Genomic DNA, 18,706 nt, shown 5'->3' with positions numbered 1-18,706 from the left:
TTGCTCATTGGCACCAGCCCTTGGCGTGTTCCTTCAGGAAGGTCAGAAAGCTTTGTACTTTGTTGGTGCGGTGCAGATCCACATGGGTGACCAGCCACAGCGAGCCCTCCCACTCGGGCTGCGGTTCCATCATCTGCACCAGGTCTTTGTGCCGTGCCGCCTCCCACATGGACATAAACCCAATCCCGGCACCACACTGCACGGCCTCGTGCATGGTAAATCCGTTGGTGCAGCGAAAGGTGATCGCTTCGTCCGTTGCATGCTCGCGCAGCCACTTGTTGAAAGGGGCCCGGCTGCCGTCGTCATCGGTCCCGATGAACCGGTGATTGTTGAAATCATCAAAGCCCTTCAGCATACCGTGGCGGTCCACATAGTCTTGCGAGGCATACAAACCGACCTTCTGTTTGACAAAAGGTTGTACAACATTGTCAGGCTGATCCGGCGCGGCGCCTGCTCGCACTGCGACATGGGCCTCGCCGTATTCCAACCGAAACAACCGGTCACCGGTCAGATAACGCAGAACCAGCCCAGGATGCTGATTTTGAAATTCAGTCAGCACCGGCACCATCATCGGTGCCAGAGTTGCGAGGGACGTCACCACCAGCTCGCCCGAGACATCGTCACCCTGTCCCTTTAGCCGTCCGACCAATTGGCTGAACTGATCATCGGTCGCCTGCGCCACCCGCAGCAGGTCCGCACCGGCCTCGGTTGCGGTGTAACCACGGGCGTGACGTTGAAACAGCTTCACCCCCAGCCGGGCCTCGATGGCGTCAATATGTCGGATCACGGTGGCATGGTGCACACCCAGCACTTCGGCAGCGCCACTAACGGTACCCATGCGTGCCACTTGATACGCCGTGCGAACCTCGTCCCAGTTCTCCATCTTCACGCTCCCAAACATTTGCGCTTATATGCGCATTTTTGCACAACTCATGTGAGTTGTCGGTGATTGTGTTCAAAATTGCAAGACCCCAAGTATAGGGCAAGCAACTCAAACCAAGGATCAATAGATATGACACAGACCGTTCTGCACATCGACGCCTCCGCCCGCACCGAGGGCTCCACCTCGCGCGAACTGACCGCAAAGATCATCGCACGCCTGAACGCCGACACCGTAATCCGCCGCGATCTATCAAGTGCCCTGCCGCAGATTACCGAAGGCTGGATCAATGCCAATTTCACCCCAGCTGATGACCGCGACGCCGTCCAGCGCGATCTGCTGTCGCTGTCTGACCAACTGGTTGACGAAGCAAAAGCAGCAGATACCTTGGTCATTGGCATGCCAATCTACAACTTCTCGGTGCCTGCCAGCCTTAAGGCCTGGATCGACCTGATGGCCCGCGTCGGGGTGACGTTCTCGTATTCCGAAGCCGGCCCCGAGGGTCTGCTGACAGGCAAACGCGCCATTGTTGCCGTGGCCACTGGCGGCACTCAGGTTGGCTCAGACATCGATTTTGCGACCGGATACCTGCGCCATGTATTGGGCTTTATCGGCATCACTGATGTGCAGTTTGTGTCTGCCGATGCCATGGGCCAAGACGCCGAAGCGGCAATGGCTCGCGCCAACAGCGCAATCGAGGCCCTTGCCGCCTAGAAAACACAGACCAAACGCCGCCGATCTCCCCCTGGTCGGCGGCTAACCCTGCTTGCACCTGACACACCGATGCCCCACCTATATGGGATTATCGCAGCAGGCAGGAGTATGACGATGAAGAAGATTGGCATTCTTGGCGGGGTCGGCTGGGCCTCTACCGTTGATTATTACCGCGCCATCGCCAAAGGCTCGGGTGCTTTTTTTGCCGCCCGAGGCGCGTTCTCTCCGCTGCCCGTTCCCCCGATGACAATCGAATCCGTCACCCAGTCCCACACCCGCAGCCTGCGCGGCACCGCCGGAGACGAGGCCAGCTGGGCCGCGTTTGACGCCGTATTTCGCCGCGCCATGCTGACGCTGGAATCCGCGGGTTGCGATTTTGCCCTGATGGCCAGCAACACGCCCCATGCCCGCCTGCATGCCATCCGACAGGGTGTCAGCATGCCGATCATCAGCATCCTGGACGAGGCCGCCAAGGCCACCGCCGCCACTGGCGCCACCACCGCGCTGGTCCTGGGCACCGCCGTCACCATGCAGGCCAGCAACTACGCCGAGGCCTTGGCCGCCCACGATATTACCGCCAACGACCAGCTCCCCGATACCGAAATCGCCGAGATGCAATCCATGATCGACGAGGATTTCTATTCAGGTGGATCTGACCGCGCCCGCACCCGGTTGCTGGCCTTCTGCAAGCGCCACGCCACACCCGGCACCGCCATCCTGCTGGCCTGCACCGAACTGCCGCTGGCCTTTCCCGACCATCTGGACGACGTCAGTTTCCAGACCGAGGGCTTTTTGTTCGTCAATCCATCAGCCGCCCATGTCGCTGCCGCGCTGGATCTGGCCCTGACCGAGGAACAAACCAGCTAACCCGTTGCACATGGGGCGAACGCTCAGTTCACCGGGCTTTACCCTATACACAACATATTGCCCCAATCGCGATGACCGCCGGGCCTGACATTCCCGGCATTTGGAACAGGGTCCCATATCACGGGACATGCAGAGACAACGTTTAGCACACGGGACTGATCTCCCGTCCGCTTCCGCCTTGGCGACGTCGCCATTCTTAACTTTGCTGCTACGATTTACGACCAGACAATATCACAAACAGACAGCAACCGACGTAGCCCCCGCTTGGTTGGTCACTCCTGCTGGGCAGAAGTGTCTGCCAACTCAGTTGAAAACGCTGGAAAGTTAGATCCAAGGGCGGCACCTGACCTTAGGGAGGTGCGAAAGCGCCTTCCCGTGGGGAAGGTCAGGCGCTGCCCGACGTACCGCCAGGCGTGACATTTCTAGTCTTAACCGTGTTGCCCAAATCACGTCCATTGCCACTCGCCCGGACGGGTCACGGATCTGCGCGCTGTCAGATCCAGGTGACCGCGCAGCCGATGCGTTCAAAGAACGCCAGCAGGTCCGCGCGCGGCATCCCGACGGTGCGGGTGTTCACCAGCGGATGCATATAGACCACATCCGCCTGCTGCGCAGCACTGTCCATAAAGAACTGCACCTCGTTCTGCACGCCGGTGATCATCGACAAGGGCGTTACAGCGCCGGGAAACAGACCCAAATGCTGCATCAGCCGATCCGCCGAGCCAAACGACAGCTTGCCCACACCCAGTTCCGCGCCCAACTCTTTCAGATCAATCTTGCGGTCCTGCTCCAGCGTCACCAGATAATTGCGCTTTTTCTTGTCGCGCAAGTAAAGGTTCTTGACCCGCAGCGCGTTTTCACCCGGCACCACCATCGCCGCTTCAACCTCCTTGGCCTCGCCAACTGAATGCAGCGGAGGGTGTTCATGTAGGATGTAACCCAGCCCCCAATCGTCCAACTGCGCCAGCAGCGCGTCCGAGGACACCGGCATACTGTCCAGATCTAAAGGTGCGTTATCCATATCAGGCCCGTCCGTCGTGAGGGTGTTGCTTCGGCGCAGATCACGCGGAATTCCGGACAAATGCAAGAGGCAGAATGGATCGGTGCCCGACCATTATGGACCGGGCACCTTTGTTCCTGTGTCTTGTGGCCCTACGCGTCCGCGAAATCCGCGCGCTTGGCCTCTTGGTAGTGGTCGAAATCCGTACTGAACCACCCCGTCCCGCGCGACACACTGGCCAGCGAGCTGCACAGCTCATCCTGAACCGCCATTGGCAGCAGGGTTTCAAACACATCCCAGCCCGCCGCTTCGGGGTTGTTTTCAAACCCCAGAATCTGCCCCTTCATGCCGCTGACCACCGGCACCAACCCGCCGGTAAAGATTGATGGTACATGGATATGCACCCGCATGATCGGTTGCAACAACACCGGCCCGGCCTCGCGCAGCGCTTCGCGTACGGCATTCTTGCCGGCGGTGCGAAAGGCAAAATCCGAACTGTCGACCGAGTGATGCTTGCCGTCCTTCAGGATCACACACAGATCATCGACCGGATGCCCATTCAGCCCCTCGCGCAGCGCATCCCGCGCCCCCGCCTCGACCGAGGGGATATAGTTCTTGGGCACCGCGCCACCTTTGATGTGTTCTTCAAAGTGAAACCCGGAACCGCGCGGTTCCGGGCGCAGCTCTATCTTGATATCCGCAAACTGGCCGGAGCCGCCGGATTGTTTGCGGTGGCGATGCTGGATCTCAACCGACCGGGTGATCGTTTCACGCAGGGCTGGCGGCACTTTCGCCTCCTCGACATCGATGCCAAACCCCTGCTTCAGCACCCCTAGCATACGTCGCATATGCAGCGGGCCCTGTGCATTCAACACCGCATGACCGGTCTGCGCGTGATGTTCGACCACCAGCGCCGGGTCAATCTCGCGCATCTTTTCCAGCGCCACCGACAGCCGGGCATCATCCCGATCCCGCACCGGCGTCACCACCCGCCGAAAGGTCGAGGGATGCGGTTGCGCCCAAAGCGGCAGCGCAGCACTGCCGTCGCGCATATAGGCATAGCCCATGTTCAGATGGTCAGACTTCACCGCCTGCCCCAGATCGCCCATAGCCAAGCCGCCACCGTTCGACCCCGCCGCCAGCCCGGTCAGCGATCCCAGCGTCGCACCTGCAACCGAGACCCCGTTGCCCATGACACCGTCCATCGCCCGCACCGTTATTGTCTTGCCCAGATGCTTGACCAGATCCGCCAGACAGCCCACCGCGACCACTTCGCTGCCGGTTTTTGCGCCACGCGACAGCCGCTCCAGCGTCGCCCCAACCTCGGGCACCTCGTGGCGCAGGGATTTCATCAGCCGCTGAACGCCATTGCAGTGGCTGGCCGATCCCAGCAACACCGGCACCAGATCATTGTGCTGCAATACCTTGGTGGCCACATCGTAAACTTCATCGGTCAGGATCTTGTGATCCTCGATCAGCTCTTCCATCAGGTGATCATCAAAATCCGCCAGCGCCTCCAACATCTCGCCGCGCGCCTCTTGCTCGCGACCCAACATATCGCCCGGCAGTTTGACCAGCGCCGAGGGCCGACCCTCGTTGTATTTCCACGCCCGTTCTGAAATCAGATCAACCGCGCCAATCACTTCACCCGCCTGGCGCATCGGCACCTGCCGCAGCACCAGATTATGACGGCAATAGGTTTGCAGGGATTCGACGATCCGCGCTACGCGGTGGGGGGCAACATCCATCCGATTGACAAAAAGAAAGGCGGGAATTCCCGCCTCTTCAATCAGTCTAATATAAGGTGCGCTGAGCACCGCCGCCTCGGCATCCGCCGGCACCACCAGCACCGCCGCATCACTGGCCGCCAGGGCGGGGCCCGCCTGCGCCAAATTCTCTGGCCCGCCGGCAATATCAATTGCGGCCCAGTCCTCGCTCATGAATTGGAACGGCTGCAACGCCGCCACCTGCGCCACGTCCTGACGCTTGCCGGCCCTGCCCTCCAGCGCGGCCAAAGCTGTCGCAAGCGTCGACTTTCCCGACTGCGACGGCCCCAAAATCGTAAAGACTCTCATACTCTCATCCTTCCTCGGCGTCCAAATAGGCTGCACGAAAGGGAAGCGCGGATGTCTCAGCCGCGTTGACTGTCTGAATATGAGCTCTGCCTCAACCCGCAAGATAGCCTGAACGCACCCCCGTTCGAGCACGTAGTTCCCACGGATACAAATTTGAGTGTTTGCCAAGGCCCCGATTCCGTCAAGAGCCAATTCCCGACTGGTCACTAAGCCGCGTGATTGCCTGCCCGTGGGTTGGCGATCCGAAAATCTTGCAGGCCACTTTATGTCGGCCAAGTCCTTACAACATCAATCGGAGGCGCAACACACACCAAATCGCCAGCCCGCAAGTACGGGCAGGCGATCGCGCGGCGGCCTACGGCCTTGTTCCGCGAGTTATGAAACCTGCAAAGCCACGACCCAATTTGGCGATTTCCAACCTAGCAGTGAATGCCAGCAGTGCGGGACTTTGCTGCCGTTGCCGAATACCTACCAAAATGCCAGAATACTCACATGCGAGAATGTGACGAGATAGATTGGCAGAGTTGGGAATTGGTCCGAGGCAACCAACGTACGCTGCTTGGAGAGCAGTTGCGAAGGGAGCTAGGGGATGCACACCAACTATACGAAGCTGTTGAAAGACTGAACGTAATTGCGAGAGATGGTGCATCTGACGATATCCTCGTAGTTGATCCGAAGGAAACCCTCGAGGCTTACGTTGTGCACTTGGCTTGGTCAGATGGGCCAAATGAAGACGTTAGCTTCCCATCCACATGCTCAACGTCCAAGTTGCTTTTACCGCTCACATACCGGTGACCACGACGTAGGTCTGAGCCCAAACATTCCATCGATTAATCGCAGGCAATGGGCAGTATGCAATCATCAAAGAACCAACTACCCTCCCCCACATCATGAAAATCATCCGCAACACACCTCAGCAGCTGATCGTAGCCAACAAGCCCTGGCTGATTGGCATTGCCTTGATCCTGTTCATTCTGGCCTTTGTCGGCGCTGGACTATTGACCGCCATCGAAGAGCCTAAGTTTGGCATTCCCTTTGCCCTGTTTGGCGGCGGCATCGGGGCGGCCTGCTTTGTTGCCTTTGTGCGCCGGGTGCAGGTGATATTTGACTGCTCCAGCAATCTGATCACCATCCGCAAGCAATCGCTTTATGCCTATAGCGAAGACACCCACCCCCTGTCACAGTTGAACAAGGCGGTGCTGGAAACCACGGTCTCATCCATGAACAACGGCAATGCCAGCACCATGTACCGCCCCTCGCTGGATATCGGCGGCACTTTGCATCCCATGGTCACCAGCTATACCAACACCCGTGGCCCGGCCCGGCTGGTCAACGCCGTAAACAAATGGCTACAGGCCGCCCCGCTTGACTCTGCCCGCGATCCCGCGTAACGCCACTCCCAACATCCGGAAGAACCAGAATCTTCCGGTCCTTGCTAGTACCAGGGATCGACCTCCACCAGCGTGTTACGCCCGTGGGGGCAATTGTGTATGGAATATTTGCCCCTATCTATAGGGGTGCCAAGACTGAAACGGCAAAGGAGCCCGATAGGCATGTTTGAAAATCTATCCGAACGCCTATCCGGTGTATTCGACCGCCTGACTAAGCAAGGCGCCCTGAACGAAGAAGACGTCAAGACCGCCCTGCGCGAAGTCCGCGTTGCCCTGCTCGAGGCCGACGTCTCGCTGCCGGTCGCGCGTGAGTTCATCAAGAAGGTGCAGGATCAGGCCACTGGTCAGGCCGTGACCAAATCGGTGACGCCAGGCCAGCAGGTCGTCAAGATTGTGCACGACGCGCTGATCTCGACCCTGCAAGGCGACGGCGATCCCGGCCAGCTGAAAATCGACAACCCGCCTGCCCCCATCCTGATGGTGGGTCTGCAGGGCTCGGGTAAGACCACCACCACCGGTAAGCTGGCCAAGCGCCTGAAAGAGCGGGACGGCAAGCGGGTCCTGATGGCCTCGCTTGATGTCTATCGCCCGGCCGCGATGGAACAGCTGGCGGTTCTGGGTCGGCAACTGGGTGTCGACACCCTGCCCATTGTTGCAGGTCAGAAACCTGTCGACATTGCCAAACGTGCCAAACAGCAGGCCAGCTTGGGCGGCTATGACGTCTACATGCTGGATACTGCGGGCCGGTTGCACATCGACGAGACACTGATGCAAGAGGTCGAGGACGTTCGCAACGTCGTCACCCCGCGCGAGACGCTGCTGGTGGTCGATGGGCTGACCGGTCAGGTCGCGATCGAGGTCGCGCAGGAATTTGATGACAAGATCGGCGTCTCTGGCGTGGTCCTGACCCGGATGGACGGCGACGGACGCGGCGGTGCCGCTCTGTCGATGCGCGCTGTCACCGGCAAGCCAATCCGCTTTGTCGGTCTTGGCGAAAAGATGGACGCGCTGGAAACCTTTGAACCCGAGCGCATCGCCGGCCGTATCCTCGGCATGGGTGACATTGTCGCGCTGGTTGAAAAGGCCCAGGAAACCATCGAGGCCGAACAGGCCGAGCGCATGATGAAGCGCATGATGAAGGGTCAGTTCAACATGAACGACCTGCGCACCCAGCTGGAACAGATGCAGCAGATGGGCGGCATGGAAGGCATGATGTCGATGATGCCCGGCATGGGCAAAATGGCCAAGCAGGTCGAAGAGGCGGGTTTTGACGACAAAGTCCTGAAACGCCAGATCGCGCTGATCCAGTCGATGACCAAGAAAGAACGCGCCAACCCCAAGCTGCTGCAGGCCAACCGCAAAAAGCGGATTGCGCGCGGCGCTGGCATGGAAGTTGCCGATCTGAACAAGCTTCTGAAAATGCACCGCCAGATGGGCGACATGATGAAGAAGATGGGCAAAATGGGCAAAGGTGGCATGCTCAAGCAAGCCATGAAGGGCATGATGGGCAAAGGCGGCGGCATGCCCGGCGCTGGCGACATGGGCGGCATGGATCAAGCCGCATTGGAAGCAGCAGCCAAACAGATGGGCGGCAAGCTGCCCGGTCTGGGTGGCGGCATGGGCCTGCCCCCCGGCCTGTCTGGATTTGGTAAAAAGAAATGATCACCTGCACCCTGCGATATGAAATTGACCCCAACCAGGTCGACGCCTTTGAGGCGTACAGCCGGGTATGGATTGGGTTGGTCAACCGCATGGGCGGCACTCACCACGGCTATTGGCTGCCCCATGAGGGCGCCAATGATATTGCCTATGCCAATTTCTCATTCCCGTCGCTGACAGCCTATGAGGCTTATCGCATCGCCTCGATGGAAGATGCCGAGTGCCAAAAGGCCTTTGCCTTTGCGAAAGCTACAAACTGCATCCGCCGCTATGACCGCAGTTTCACCCGCCCGGTACTTGATGCCGCCCCGATTGAAACGCTTGAGGGGTTCGCCTGATGCTGATCCCCACACTTTCGACCCCACGCCTGACGCTGCGCGCGCCCGAAGCCGGTGATTTTCCCGACTTCGCCGCCTTCTTTGCGTCTGAGCGGTCGAAATTTGTGGGCGGTCCTGCCACTGAAGAGCAAAGCTGGCGCATGCTGGCAACCGAGCTGGGCCACTGGCCCCTGCGCGGCTATGGCCGCTGGGCTGTTGAAGAAACCGAGACTGGCAAACTGGCCGGCATCATCGGCCTCTGGTTCCCCAAAGGTTGGCCCGAGCCCGAACTGGGCTGGGACCTGATGAACGGGTTTGAGGGCAAAGGCTATGCAACCGAGGCCGCCTTGGCGGCCCGTGAATATGCCTATGAGACCCTTGGCTGGACCACGACGATCAGCCTTGTTGCCCCCGCCAATGACGGCTCGCGCGGTGTTGCCAAACGCATGGGCGCCACCTTTGATGGCATGTTCGACCACGAACGCCATGGAACGCTGGAAATCTGGCGTCACCCCTCGCCGCAGGATCTGGCCGCTGGCGGAATGGAGGCCTACGCATGAGCCTCCAGAACATCCCCACCATCGAAACCAACCGCCTTGTTTTGCGCGGCCCCGAAGCCTCGGATTACCCAAACTTCAAGGCCACCTTCAGCTCGTACCGTGCCCGTTTCATGGGCGGCCCGCTGAACACCTATGAAGCCTGGATGCTCTATGCCGCCGAGATCGGCCACTGGCAGATCCATGGCTTTGGCATGTGGATGATCCACGACAAGATCACGGACGAGACCTATGGCATGGCTGGCGGCTGGATGCCCGCGGGCTGGCCGGAAAAGGAAATCGCCTGGATCATCTGGCCCGACGCGGCTGGCCACGGTTACGCGCTCGAGGCAACCCATGCCGCGCGCAGCTATTACTATGCTCAACAGGGCTGGGACGGCGCGGTCAGCTATATTGACCCCAAGAACCTCGACTCGATCCGTCTGGCAGAACGTCTTGGCGCCACCAAAGACAAATCCGCCAAGACCATCGATGGCAATGATGCTGTCTATCGTCATCCAACGCCCGCGGCGCTGAAAGACAGCCAGATCGCACATGGCATCGAAATGGAAATCAGCCACTACGCCGACCCACTGTTCAAACCAAAAGGATGGGCCATTGACTGACCACGTAACACGCGCAGCGGACATCCTGAAAGGTCACCGCGAAAGCATCGACCGTCTGGATGCGATCCTCGTCTATACCCTGGGCGAGCGGTTCAAGCACACCCAGGCCGTTGGCAAACTCAAGGCAGAACACGACCTGCCGCCATCGGACCCGGCCCGCGAAGCCAACCAGATTGCCCGTCTCGAAGATCTGGCCTCCCGCGCCGATCTTGACCCCGAGTTCGCCAAGAATTTCCTGAACTTCATCATCACCGAGGTGATCCATCACCACAAGAAGCACCAGGAATAACCAACGTATGGTGTGTGCTTGCACGCATCACACGACAAGCCCGACTGCCGGTGGACTGACCACCGCACACTAAACACAAATAAGGAAATACTATCATGGCTATGAAAATTCGTCTCGCCCGCGGCGGTTCCAAAAAGCGCCCCTTCTATCGCATCGTTGCAGCTGACAGCCGTATGCCACGCGATGGTCGCTTCATCGAAAAGCTGGGCACATACAACCCGCTGCTGCCGAAAGACAGCGAAGAGCGCGTAAAAATGGACGTCGAGCGCATCCAGTACTGGGTCAGCCAGGGCGCTCAGCCTACCGACCGTGTTGCACGTATGCTGGAAGCAGCTGGCGTTCGCGAAAAGGCCGACCGCAGCAACCCGAAAAAGGGTACTCCGGGCAAAAAAGCTGTTGCACGCGCTGAAGAAAAAGCTGCCAAGGCTGCTGACGCTGCCAACGCAGAATAAGATTATGACGGCGCGGAAATCTGAGTTTTCCGATGATTTCCGCAGCCAGCTTGATCTGCTGATGCGGCTCCGGCGCGACGTGCGCCGGTTCCGCGACACACCGGTTGACGAGGCCGTGCTAACGCGATGTCTCGACACCATCCGCCTGGCCCCTTCGGTGGGGCTCAGCGAACCCTGGCGCATCTTGCGCGTTGAGAGCGACGCTGCCCGCGCTGCCGCTTTGGCGAATTTTAAAGCCGCCAATGAACAAGGATTGGCTGGCTACTCCGGTGAGCGCGCTCAGAAATACTCCCAGTTGAAACTCAGCGGAATGGCCAAGGCTCCGGTGCAACTCGCCATCTACTGTGACAACGCCACAACCCAAGGGCACGGGCTGGGTGCCGCTACCATGCCCGAAATGCGCCGCTATTCGGTGGTCACCGCCATCACCCTGTTCTGGCTTGCATTGCGCGCCGAGGGATTAGGACTGGGCTGGGTTTCGATTCTGGATCCGCAGCAGCTGAACCGCGACCTGAACGTGCCGCAGGACTGGCAGTTGATTGGCTATTTCTGTTTGGGCCACCCGGAACAGATTCAGGACACTCCGGAACTGCAACAAAAAGGCTGGGAAACCCGCCAAGAGACGCTGTTCATTGAAACCCGATGAACCTGCTTTTTCGCCCCATTCGAACAGTGATAATGTTGGTGCTGGCTTTTGCAGCCGGAATAGGCTTTGACCGTGTAAAACACACAGAGCGGTGTCATATTGTCGGCGGTTCAGTAAAGGCTGGCCTATGCACAGGAGAAAACAATGAGTGATCTAATCTGTATCGGTGCAGTCGCCGGCTCTTTTGGGGTCCGCGGTGAGGTCCGCCTAAAAAGTTTTTGCGCCATCCCTGAAGACATAGAGACCTACTCGCCGCTGCAATCCGAAGATGGCAGCCAAAGGTATACGATCTCGCTGACACGGGTGACCAACAACGGTTTTGTTGCAATTTTAGGCGGCATCGACACCAAAGAGCAAGCCGACGCGATAAAAGGCCTGCGACTGTTCGCGCCGCGTGACGCCCTGCCTCACCTGCCTGATGACGAATACTATTACTCCGACCTGACTGGTCTGCAGGTATTTGACACCGGCGGCACACTGCTGGGGCAAGTAAAATCCGTCATGAATCACGGCGCCGGTGACCTGCTAGAGATCCAAGCCCCGGGACTGAAGGACACTGTTTTGCTTCCCTTTACCCAGGCCGCTGTGCCAACCGTCGACATGGACCAGCGCCGCATTATCGCCGATCCACCAGATGGGTTGTTCTGATTAAGGTTCTAAAAAGGGGGCTTTGCCCCCTCGCACCAAAGGCGCTCACCCCCAGGATATTTCAAGCCAGATGAAAACAGACCCGCCTCTTCATCTGGCCCCAAATATCCCGGAGCGCGAGGCAGAGCCTCGCATCTTCACCGCCTTTCCATCCCGCCGCCCCTCACCTATGAATGCGCCATGACCGAGAGCCCACATAAATCACATGGCCGCAAAGCCATTCGCCCGACGCTGAAACCCCGCGCGCTGATGACTGACACTCCGGATCTGGTTGGTGTCTGGAAGGCCAAGATCCTGACGCTGTTCCCGACGGCCTTCCCTGGAGTCTTGGGAGAAAGCTTAACTGGAAAAGCCTTGCAAGAGGGTCTGTGGCAGCTCGAGACTATCGACCTGCGGCAGTTTGGAGTCGGCAAGCATCGCAATGTGGATGATACGCCGGCCGGTGGCGGGGCTGGCATGGTTCTGCGGGCCGATGTTCTGGGCGACGCAATCGATCATGCCATGCAGGGTGTGACCGGCAATCACCCTCTGATCTATCTCAGCCCACGCGGCAAGCCGATGGATCAACAGATGATGCAAAACCTGGCCCGCGCGGATGGTGTGACCCTGTTGTGCGGTCGCTTTGAGGGTGTCGATGAGCGGGTGTTGCAACATTATGGCATCCAGGAAGTCTCGCTTGGTGATTTTGTCATGACCGGCGGTGAGATCGCCGCCCAGGCCTTGATTGATGCCACCGTGCGGCTGATCCCCAATGTGCTTGGCAACTTTGCTTCAACCGAAGACGAGAGCTTTTCCTCGGGCCTATTAGAGCATCCGCAATACACCCGCCCTGCTGAGTGGCAGGGACGTAGAATTCCGGATGTGTTGATGTCTGGCCATCATGGCAAAGTTGCAGAATGGCGCCACGAGAAGAGCGAAGAAATAACGCAGGACAGGCGGCCCGATCTGTGGGAGGCCTATGCAAAGTCGAAAGAGACCAAGCGCTCTTAGCTTTCCCCGGTTGGATAAGCACTGCCCTTATTCTGGGAGCCAGCTGCTGCTGAGGCGTGGCGGTGGACCCATTTCCAGTTGTCATCAATCTTGACCAAAGAGACGGTCCATCTGACCGGAACCGTCACGTCGTCGCCGTCGAGTTCCAGATGAATATCCAAGGTAACAGCTACGGTGGCAGATGTGCCGTGCACCGCAATGTCCTGCCACTTCCATACAAACCGCTTGGCCGTGGCGTCGCGGAAATTGCGTTCAAAGATCGAAGCCACCTGTGCCCGGCCTGAGCACAGCTCATCGGCTCCGGTGCCAATCAGCGAGAGTCCTTCGCCGTCGACAAAGAGTGCCATCAACCGGTCCAGGTCTTTGTCGCAATAGGCCTCAGCGTATTCTTCAAGGGTCTCCATTATTGCATCGTGGTCTGTCAAAACATTCTCCTAGATTTAGCACCCTCTCGAAACGACCCTACACTCTGGCGGTATTTGCGCCAGTCTTTTGCAATACAGTTGAGAACTGCTCGTCAGCAGCCCAATCACGCCACAAACCCCTTGCCCCTCGCCGCACTTCAGCCTAAAGCTCCGCAGGTCTGGAATCACTTTAGTGGCTCCGGGCTGTTTGGTTTTGGATCCACCACTTCTGCCCCGGCCTTCTTCGGCCCCTGGCGGCGGGCCCAAACCGGCACACAGGAATGGACAGATCGATCTCTGGCGGGCTGCTACGGCGGGACCCGGTGAAGGCCAAGAGCTCTCGGACTGCATAAATCTTCGTGGGATAACCCACGAGCTAAAAATTAGGAGTTTGCGATGAACCTGATCGCACAGCTGGAGGCGGAACAAGTTGCCGCCCTGGGGAATGACATCCCCGATTTCAAAGCCGGTGATACTATCCGCGTTGGCTTTCGAGTGACCGAAGGGTCGCGCACCCGTGTTCAGAACTACGAAGGCGTTTGCATCTCGCGCAAGAACGGTCACGGCATTGCCGGTTCGTTCACTGTTCGCAAGATCTCCTTCGGTGAAGGCGTTGAGCGCGTATTCCCCCTGCACTCGACCAACATCGACGCAATCACAGTTGTCCGTCGTGGCCGCGTTCGTCGCGCCAAGCTGTACTACCTGCGCACCCGTCGCGGTAAGTCGGCTCGTATCGCTGAAGATGCGAACTACAAAGCCAAAAAAGCGTAAGGAGTGGTATCATGAAAAAAGACATCCATCCCGAGTACCACACCATCAACGTCAAAATGACCGATGGCACCGTTCTAGAAATGCGCTCGACCTGGGGCAAAGAAGGCGACCAAATGGCGCTGGACATCGATCCTTCGGTTCACCCTGCCTGGACCGGCGGCAACACCCGTCTGATGGACGCTGGTGGCCGTGTATCCAAATTCAAAAAGAAATACGAAGGTCTGGGCTTCTAAGCACCCCTTCCTTTTCAGTTTCGAAAAACGCCGTTCCTTTGGGGGCGGCGTTTTTTATTGGCAACACATCCGTCAAAATGCGTTAAAACAGGCCCTAATAAAGGAGTTTGTGCGCTTTTCATCGAATCCAACCGCTTCTATAGTCGCGTCAACAATCGCGCAGCATGGCGCGGCAAAGAAGGGACATCAGATGGCGCATATTATTGTCGTCGGGAACGAAAAAGGTGGCGCAGGCAAGTCCACCGTATCGATGCATCTGGCAACTGCGCTGGCCCGGCTTGGCCATAAGGTCGCCGCGTTGGATCTGGATCTGCGGCAGCGCTCGATGGCGCGATATCTGGAAAACCGTCGCGAATTCATGACTTTGTCAGAGTTGGACCTGCCAACTGTTCAGTGCCATGACCTGCCCGAGATCGACCCGGCCTCACTGCAGCCCGGAGAGAACATCTATGATCACCGGCTGTCCGCTGCGGTTGCGGCGCTGGAACCGGACAATGATTTCATCCTGATCGACTGTCCCGGCTCGCACACCCGTCTCAGCCAGGTGGCCCATTCGCTGGCCGATACCCTGGTGACGCCGCTGAACGACAGTTTTGTTGACTTCGACCTGTTGGCGCATATCGATCAGAAGGGCGAGAAAATCCTGGGCCCGTCTGTCTATTCCGAGATGGTCTGGAATGCCCGTCAGCTGCGTGCCCAGGCTGGGCTAAAGCCGATTGACTGGGTGGTGATCCGCAACCGGGTTGGCACCCAGCGGATGCTGAACAAGGAAAAGATGGAACGCGCCATCACCATGTTGTCCAAACGCATCGGGTTCCGGGTTGCCCCCGGTTTCTCAGAGCGGGTGATTTTCCGCGAGCTGTTCCCCCGTGGGCTGACCCTGCTGGACCTGAAGGACATCGGCGTCAAGCAGCTGAACATTTCCAACATCGCCGCCCGCCAGGAGCTGCGCGACATGATGAAGGCCGTCAATCTGCCCGGCGTCGAGGTCGAAATCTAAAACTAGATCACCGCACCCCAACGGGTGCGAGTTACTCGGCCCCGCCGAAGATCGTATACAGCTCGATTGGCTCGGAAACGCCGCGCAGCATATATCGCCCCAGTGACACCAGATCATGGGGCGATGGATGGGCCGCCCGCTGCACCACCTCGGACACGATAATGCTGCGTCCCACCTCGCGGTGCAGTCCCGAGATCCGCGAGGTCAGGTTCACAGCCGGCCCAATTGCGGTAAAGTCGAGCCGGTTCTCGGCGCCGATGTTGCCATACAGGATTTCCCCCGCATGCACGGCCAGAGTAAAATCTGCAATTGGCAGGCCCGCAGTGACCCGTTCGATGTTGCGCTCTCCGATTTTCGCGCGCAGTTCACTGGCTGCATCCAGCGCCGCCTTTGCGTCCTCTTCGATACTGCCAAGATCAAACATGGTCAGAATGCCATCACCCATGAATTTCAGGATATTACCGCCATGGCATTGGATCGTCGCCACCGCGATTCCGAAGTAATCGTTTAGCATGTCGATCAGATCCGGACCCGGCATCTGCTCGGCCAGACGGGTGAAGCCCTTCAGATCAAAATAGCAAATAACCGCATTGATCTGCTGCGAAGATCCGCGCTGGATCTCGCCCGACAGAACCCGTCGCCCTGCGTCCCGCCCCAGGTAGACCTGAAGAAGGTCACTGGCCATCTGCCGGTGCGATGATGATTTCAACGCCAGCCCCAAATGTGGCAACAAGGTCCGGAACAATGACAGGTTTTCGTCTGAAAACCCGCCCTCTTGATCCGAGGTCCATGACACCATCATCCCCTCGGAAGGTTCATTCGGATTGGTTGGCACGTTCATCGGCTCACCAAACATTTGTCGGGTGGCAAAATAGTCTGTCGCACCGGTTTCGGACAGGTCTTTTAACACTGGAAAATCGTTCACATCCACTGGGCCAAAAGACGAACGGAATTCTTCGTTATCCATTTCCAGCATCCGATAGAACGGGCTCCGCAACCAGGCCTCCACTGGGGTTTCCTGGCGCTGGAAATGCTGATGGGTCAAGCCTTCGGCACGGGTCCAGCTGAACCCGATCCCACCAAATTTCGGATGATAGGCGCGCTGTGCCAAATGGAATCGCAGCATTGGAATCCCGGCCTGAACCAAACGTTCACAATAGCCCCGCAGAATGTCTTCGCGGCTGAGACCCTGTAGACCCTGTTCGGTTATCCAAGCGATCAAGGGTGCCGCAATCTTGTCAGTCTTCGTCATTCAGGCCTCTTTGGGTTAGCCCGTGATATGGGCATGCCGACTCGAAATTTCTACACATCCATCCCGGATATTTTCTTCAGCAGACGCCGCAAGATCACGGTCTCATCTGCGCTGAATTGGGAGGCCAGTTTTTCGTCGTATTCTTTCGCAACTGCGCGAAGGTCACGATAGGCTATTTCACCGGCCGGTGTCAGGGCTAAATGCTCTGCTCGGCGATCATTTTCGTCCCGGTTTCGGCTGACAAACCGGCGCGCTGCAAGCTTGGCAACGGCCCGGCTGATCTTGGTCTTATGAATCTTCGCACGCAGGCCGATTTCTTTGGCAGTCAGGCTACCATGTACCCCAAGATGGAACAGAACCCGCCACTCGGTGCGCAGCATACCATATCGATTCTTATATTCTCCTTGAAATTCAAGCGAGCACTCTTCGGCTGCGCGGTTCAAAAGGAAGGGCAGGAAATCCTGCAGCGAGAAGTCATCTTTTTCTGTCATTCGGGCCTCCTATCCCTTGTTAGTTACAAAATCAACTATTATCGAAGTCCTTAACAAAGGAAGGAACGCGCGATGACCCGATCTGTTGATCCTCATGAGATGACCCAGGCTCCCTCGCTTGCGGGCCCGCACCAAGGCTATATGTCCGGCTTTGGCAATGATTATGAGACCGAGGCGCTGCCCGGTGCGCTGCCGCAGGGCATGAATTCGCCGCAGAAGTGTGAGTATGGTCTGTACGGCGAACAGCTGTCCGGCACCGCATTCACCGCACCCAGCCACCAGAACGAACGCACCTGGTGTTATCGCATCCGGCCCAGCGTAAAGCACAGCCACCGCTACACAAAAATTGACCTGCCGCAGTGGAAATCCGCCCCCAACGTGGATCCGGATGTGATCAGCCTGGGCCAGTACCGCTGGGACCCGCTGCCGCATAGCGACACCGGGCTGACCTGGCTGACCGGCATGCACAGCATGACCACGGCGGGCGATGTGAACACGCAAGTGGGCATGGCCACGCATATCTATCTGGTCACCGAATCGATGGTCGACAGCTATTTCTTTTCCGCCGATTCCGAGATGCTGGTGGTCCCCCAAGAGGGGCGGCTGCGATTCTCGACCGAATTGGGGATCATTGATCTGGAACCGCAAGAGATCGCGATCCTTCCGCGGGGCTTACTGTACCGGGTTGAGGTGCTGGAAGGTCCGGCGCGCGGTTTTGTCTGCGAGAACTACGGCCAGAAGTTCGAGCTGCCCGGTCGGGGACCGATTGGCGCCAACTGCATGGCCAATCCGCGTGACTTTAAAGCGCCGGTTGCTGCCTTTGAGGACCGCGAGGTTCCATCAACCGTGACCATCAAATGGTGCGGTCAGTTCCATCAGACCAAAATCAACCAATCCCCGCTGGACGTGGTGGCCTGGCATGGCAATTACGCCCCGGTGAAATACGACCTGCGCACCTATTGCCCGGTTGGCGCAATTCTGTTCGACCACCCGGACCCCTCAATTTTCACCGTGCTGACAGCGCCTTCGGGACAAGAGGGCACCGCCAATATCGACTTTGTGCTGTTCCGCGAACGCTGGATGGTCGCCGAGGACACATTCCGCCCGCCGTGGTATCATAAGAACATCATGTCAGAACTGATGGGCAATATTTACGGCCAGTATGATGCCAAACCAAAGGGCTTCATTCCCGGCGGCATGAGCCTGCACAACATGATGATCCCGCACGGACCGGACAAGAATGCGTTCGAGGGCGCGTCGAATTCCAACCTTGGCCCCGAGAAGCTGGACAATACCATGTCCTTCATGTTCGAGACCCGCTTTCCGCAACATCTAACATCCTTTGCAGCCAATGACGCGCCGTTGCAGGATGACTATATTGATTGCTGGACGGATATCGAAAAGAAGTTCGACGGCACCCCCGGCAAGAAATAACCTGTCCACCATGGCCGATGTCATGGTGGAT

22 protein-coding genes are annotated in these 18,706 nt (G+C 58.2%); 16 read left to right on the top strand and 6 right to left on the bottom strand.

Features of this window, described 5'->3' with window-relative positions; all coding sequences use genetic code 11:
• Positions 1-4: 4 nt before the first annotated feature.
• Positions 5-883 (bottom strand): LysR family transcriptional regulator, encoded by an 879-nt coding sequence (locus EBB79_RS00860; RefSeq protein ID WP_127747028.1) that lies wholly within the window; start codon positions 881-883, stop codon positions 5-7.
• Positions 884-1,012: 129 nt separating this feature from the next.
• On the opposite strand from EBB79_RS00860, the gene EBB79_RS00855 reads away from it, so the two are divergent.
• Both EBB79_RS00855 and EBB79_RS00850 read left to right on the top strand, forming a co-directional pair.
• Entirely contained in the window at positions 1,013-1,594 is a 582-nt protein-coding gene (locus tag EBB79_RS00855) for an FMN-dependent NADH-azoreductase (RefSeq protein WP_127747027.1), read from the top strand.
• Positions 1,595-1,708: 114 nt separating this feature from the next.
• Positions 1,709-2,461, top strand: a complete 753-nt coding sequence (locus EBB79_RS00850) for an aspartate/glutamate racemase family protein (RefSeq protein ID WP_127747026.1) — start codon at positions 1,709-1,711, stop codon at positions 2,459-2,461.
• A 493-nt stretch (positions 2,462-2,954) separates the two neighbouring features.
• Here the strand turns inward: EBB79_RS00850 and EBB79_RS00845 are convergent, their stop codons facing one another.
• Positions 2,955-3,482: a prolyl-tRNA synthetase associated domain-containing protein gene (locus EBB79_RS00845; RefSeq protein ID WP_127747025.1), complete on the bottom strand. Its 528-nt coding sequence runs from the start codon at positions 3,480-3,482 to the stop codon at positions 2,955-2,957.
• A 131-nt stretch (positions 3,483-3,613) separates the two neighbouring features.
• Positions 3,614-5,536 (bottom strand): elongation factor G, encoded by a 1,923-nt coding sequence (locus EBB79_RS00840; RefSeq protein ID WP_127747024.1) that lies wholly within the window; start codon positions 5,534-5,536, stop codon positions 3,614-3,616.
• A gap of 890 nt (positions 5,537-6,426) precedes the next feature.
• Between EBB79_RS00840 and EBB79_RS00835 the strand changes: the two genes are divergently transcribed.
• The 10 genes from EBB79_RS00835 to trmD all read left to right on the top strand — a co-directional run bounded on the left by EBB79_RS00835 (position 6,427) and on the right by trmD (position 13,090).
• The gene (locus EBB79_RS00835) at positions 6,427-6,927 is read left to right on the top strand and encodes a hypothetical protein (RefSeq protein WP_127747023.1); all 501 of its coding nucleotides are present in this window, start codon (positions 6,427-6,429) and stop codon (positions 6,925-6,927) included.
• A gap of 162 nt (positions 6,928-7,089) precedes the next feature.
• Entirely contained in the window at positions 7,090-8,589 is a 1,500-nt protein-coding gene (ffh, locus tag EBB79_RS00830; protein ID WP_127747022.1) for a signal recognition particle protein, read from the top strand.
• Positions 8,586-8,924, top strand: a complete 339-nt coding sequence (locus EBB79_RS00825; protein ID WP_127747021.1) for an NIPSNAP family protein — start codon at positions 8,586-8,588, stop codon at positions 8,922-8,924. The genes ffh and EBB79_RS00825 overlap by 4 nt, the downstream gene beginning before the upstream one ends.
• Positions 8,924-9,463, top strand: a complete 540-nt coding sequence (locus EBB79_RS00820) for a GNAT family N-acetyltransferase (RefSeq protein WP_164860724.1) — start codon at positions 8,924-8,926, stop codon at positions 9,461-9,463. Before EBB79_RS00825 ends, EBB79_RS00820 begins: the two co-directional genes overlap by 1 nt.
• Positions 9,460-10,065, top strand: coding sequence for a GNAT family N-acetyltransferase (locus EBB79_RS00815; protein WP_127747019.1), 606 nt, complete (start codon positions 9,460-9,462; stop codon positions 10,063-10,065). The genes EBB79_RS00820 and EBB79_RS00815 overlap by 4 nt, the downstream gene beginning before the upstream one ends.
• Positions 10,058-10,354 carry a chorismate mutase gene (locus tag EBB79_RS00810; protein WP_177627753.1) on the top strand — a complete coding sequence of 99 codons (297 nt, stop codon included), beginning with the start codon at positions 10,058-10,060 and terminating at the stop codon, positions 10,352-10,354. The genes EBB79_RS00815 and EBB79_RS00810 overlap by 8 nt, the downstream gene beginning before the upstream one ends.
• A 95-nt stretch (positions 10,355-10,449) precedes the next feature.
• Positions 10,450-10,806 (top strand): 30S ribosomal protein S16, encoded by a 357-nt coding sequence (gene rpsP, locus EBB79_RS00805; protein ID WP_127747017.1) that lies wholly within the window; start codon positions 10,450-10,452, stop codon positions 10,804-10,806.
• A gap of 4 nt (positions 10,807-10,810) precedes the next feature.
• Entirely contained in the window at positions 10,811-11,452 is a 642-nt protein-coding gene (gene bluB / locus EBB79_RS00800; RefSeq protein WP_127747016.1) for a 5,6-dimethylbenzimidazole synthase, read from the top strand.
• A gap of 144 nt (positions 11,453-11,596) precedes the next feature.
• The gene (gene rimM / locus EBB79_RS00795) at positions 11,597-12,100 is read left to right on the top strand and encodes a ribosome maturation factor RimM (protein ID WP_127747015.1); all 504 of its coding nucleotides are present in this window, start codon (positions 11,597-11,599) and stop codon (positions 12,098-12,100) included.
• A 180-nt stretch (positions 12,101-12,280) separates the two neighbouring features.
• Positions 12,281-13,090, top strand: coding sequence for a tRNA (guanosine(37)-N1)-methyltransferase TrmD (gene trmD / locus EBB79_RS00790; protein ID WP_127747014.1), 810 nt, complete (start codon positions 12,281-12,283; stop codon positions 13,088-13,090).
• Here trmD and EBB79_RS00785 read toward each other — a convergent pair.
• Positions 13,087-13,515: a nuclear transport factor 2 family protein gene (locus EBB79_RS00785; RefSeq protein ID WP_202977632.1), complete on the bottom strand. Its 429-nt coding sequence runs from the start codon at positions 13,513-13,515 to the stop codon at positions 13,087-13,089. The genes trmD and EBB79_RS00785 overlap by 4 nt on opposite strands.
• 375 nt (positions 13,516-13,890) lie before the next feature.
• Between EBB79_RS00785 and rplS the strand changes: the two genes are divergently transcribed.
• The 3 genes from rplS to EBB79_RS00770 all read left to right on the top strand — a co-directional run bounded on the left by rplS (position 13,891) and on the right by EBB79_RS00770 (position 15,498).
• Positions 13,891-14,265, top strand: a complete 375-nt coding sequence (rplS, locus tag EBB79_RS00780) for a 50S ribosomal protein L19 (protein WP_127747013.1) — start codon at positions 13,891-13,893, stop codon at positions 14,263-14,265.
• An 11-nt stretch (positions 14,266-14,276) separates the two neighbouring features.
• On the top strand, positions 14,277-14,498 hold the full coding sequence (gene rpmE / locus EBB79_RS00775) for a 50S ribosomal protein L31 (RefSeq protein WP_127747012.1): 222 nt from the start codon (positions 14,277-14,279) through the stop codon (positions 14,496-14,498).
• A 190-nt stretch (positions 14,499-14,688) separates the two neighbouring features.
• Positions 14,689-15,498 (top strand): division plane positioning ATPase MipZ, encoded by an 810-nt coding sequence (locus EBB79_RS00770; protein WP_127747011.1) that lies wholly within the window; start codon positions 14,689-14,691, stop codon positions 15,496-15,498.
• A 31-nt stretch (positions 15,499-15,529) separates the two neighbouring features.
• Here EBB79_RS00770 and EBB79_RS00765 read toward each other — a convergent pair whose 3' ends face one another.
• The gene (locus EBB79_RS00765) at positions 15,530-16,750 is read right to left on the bottom strand and encodes an adenylate/guanylate cyclase domain-containing protein (protein WP_127747010.1); all 1,221 of its coding nucleotides are present in this window, start codon (positions 16,748-16,750) and stop codon (positions 15,530-15,532) included.
• Between the two features lie 50 nt (positions 16,751-16,800).
• Positions 16,801-17,241 (bottom strand): MarR family winged helix-turn-helix transcriptional regulator, encoded by a 441-nt coding sequence (locus tag EBB79_RS00760; RefSeq protein ID WP_127747009.1) that lies wholly within the window; start codon positions 17,239-17,241, stop codon positions 16,801-16,803.
• Between the two features lie 72 nt (positions 17,242-17,313).
• Here EBB79_RS00760 and hmgA point away from each other — a divergent pair, with 72 nt between their 5' ends.
• A complete protein-coding gene (gene hmgA / locus EBB79_RS00755) occupies positions 17,314-18,675 on the top strand; it encodes a homogentisate 1,2-dioxygenase (RefSeq protein ID WP_127747008.1) in 1,362 nt (453 codons plus the stop codon).
• Positions 18,676-18,706: the final 31 nt, after the last annotated feature.

Source organism: Parasedimentitalea marina (genome assembly GCF_004006175.1).
GTDB classification, from domain to species: Bacteria; Pseudomonadota; Alphaproteobacteria; order Rhodobacterales; family Rhodobacteraceae; genus Parasedimentitalea; species Parasedimentitalea marina.
The sequence above is the reverse complement of the archived record's forward strand: the minus strand, read 5'-3'. Positions and strand labels throughout refer to the sequence as shown.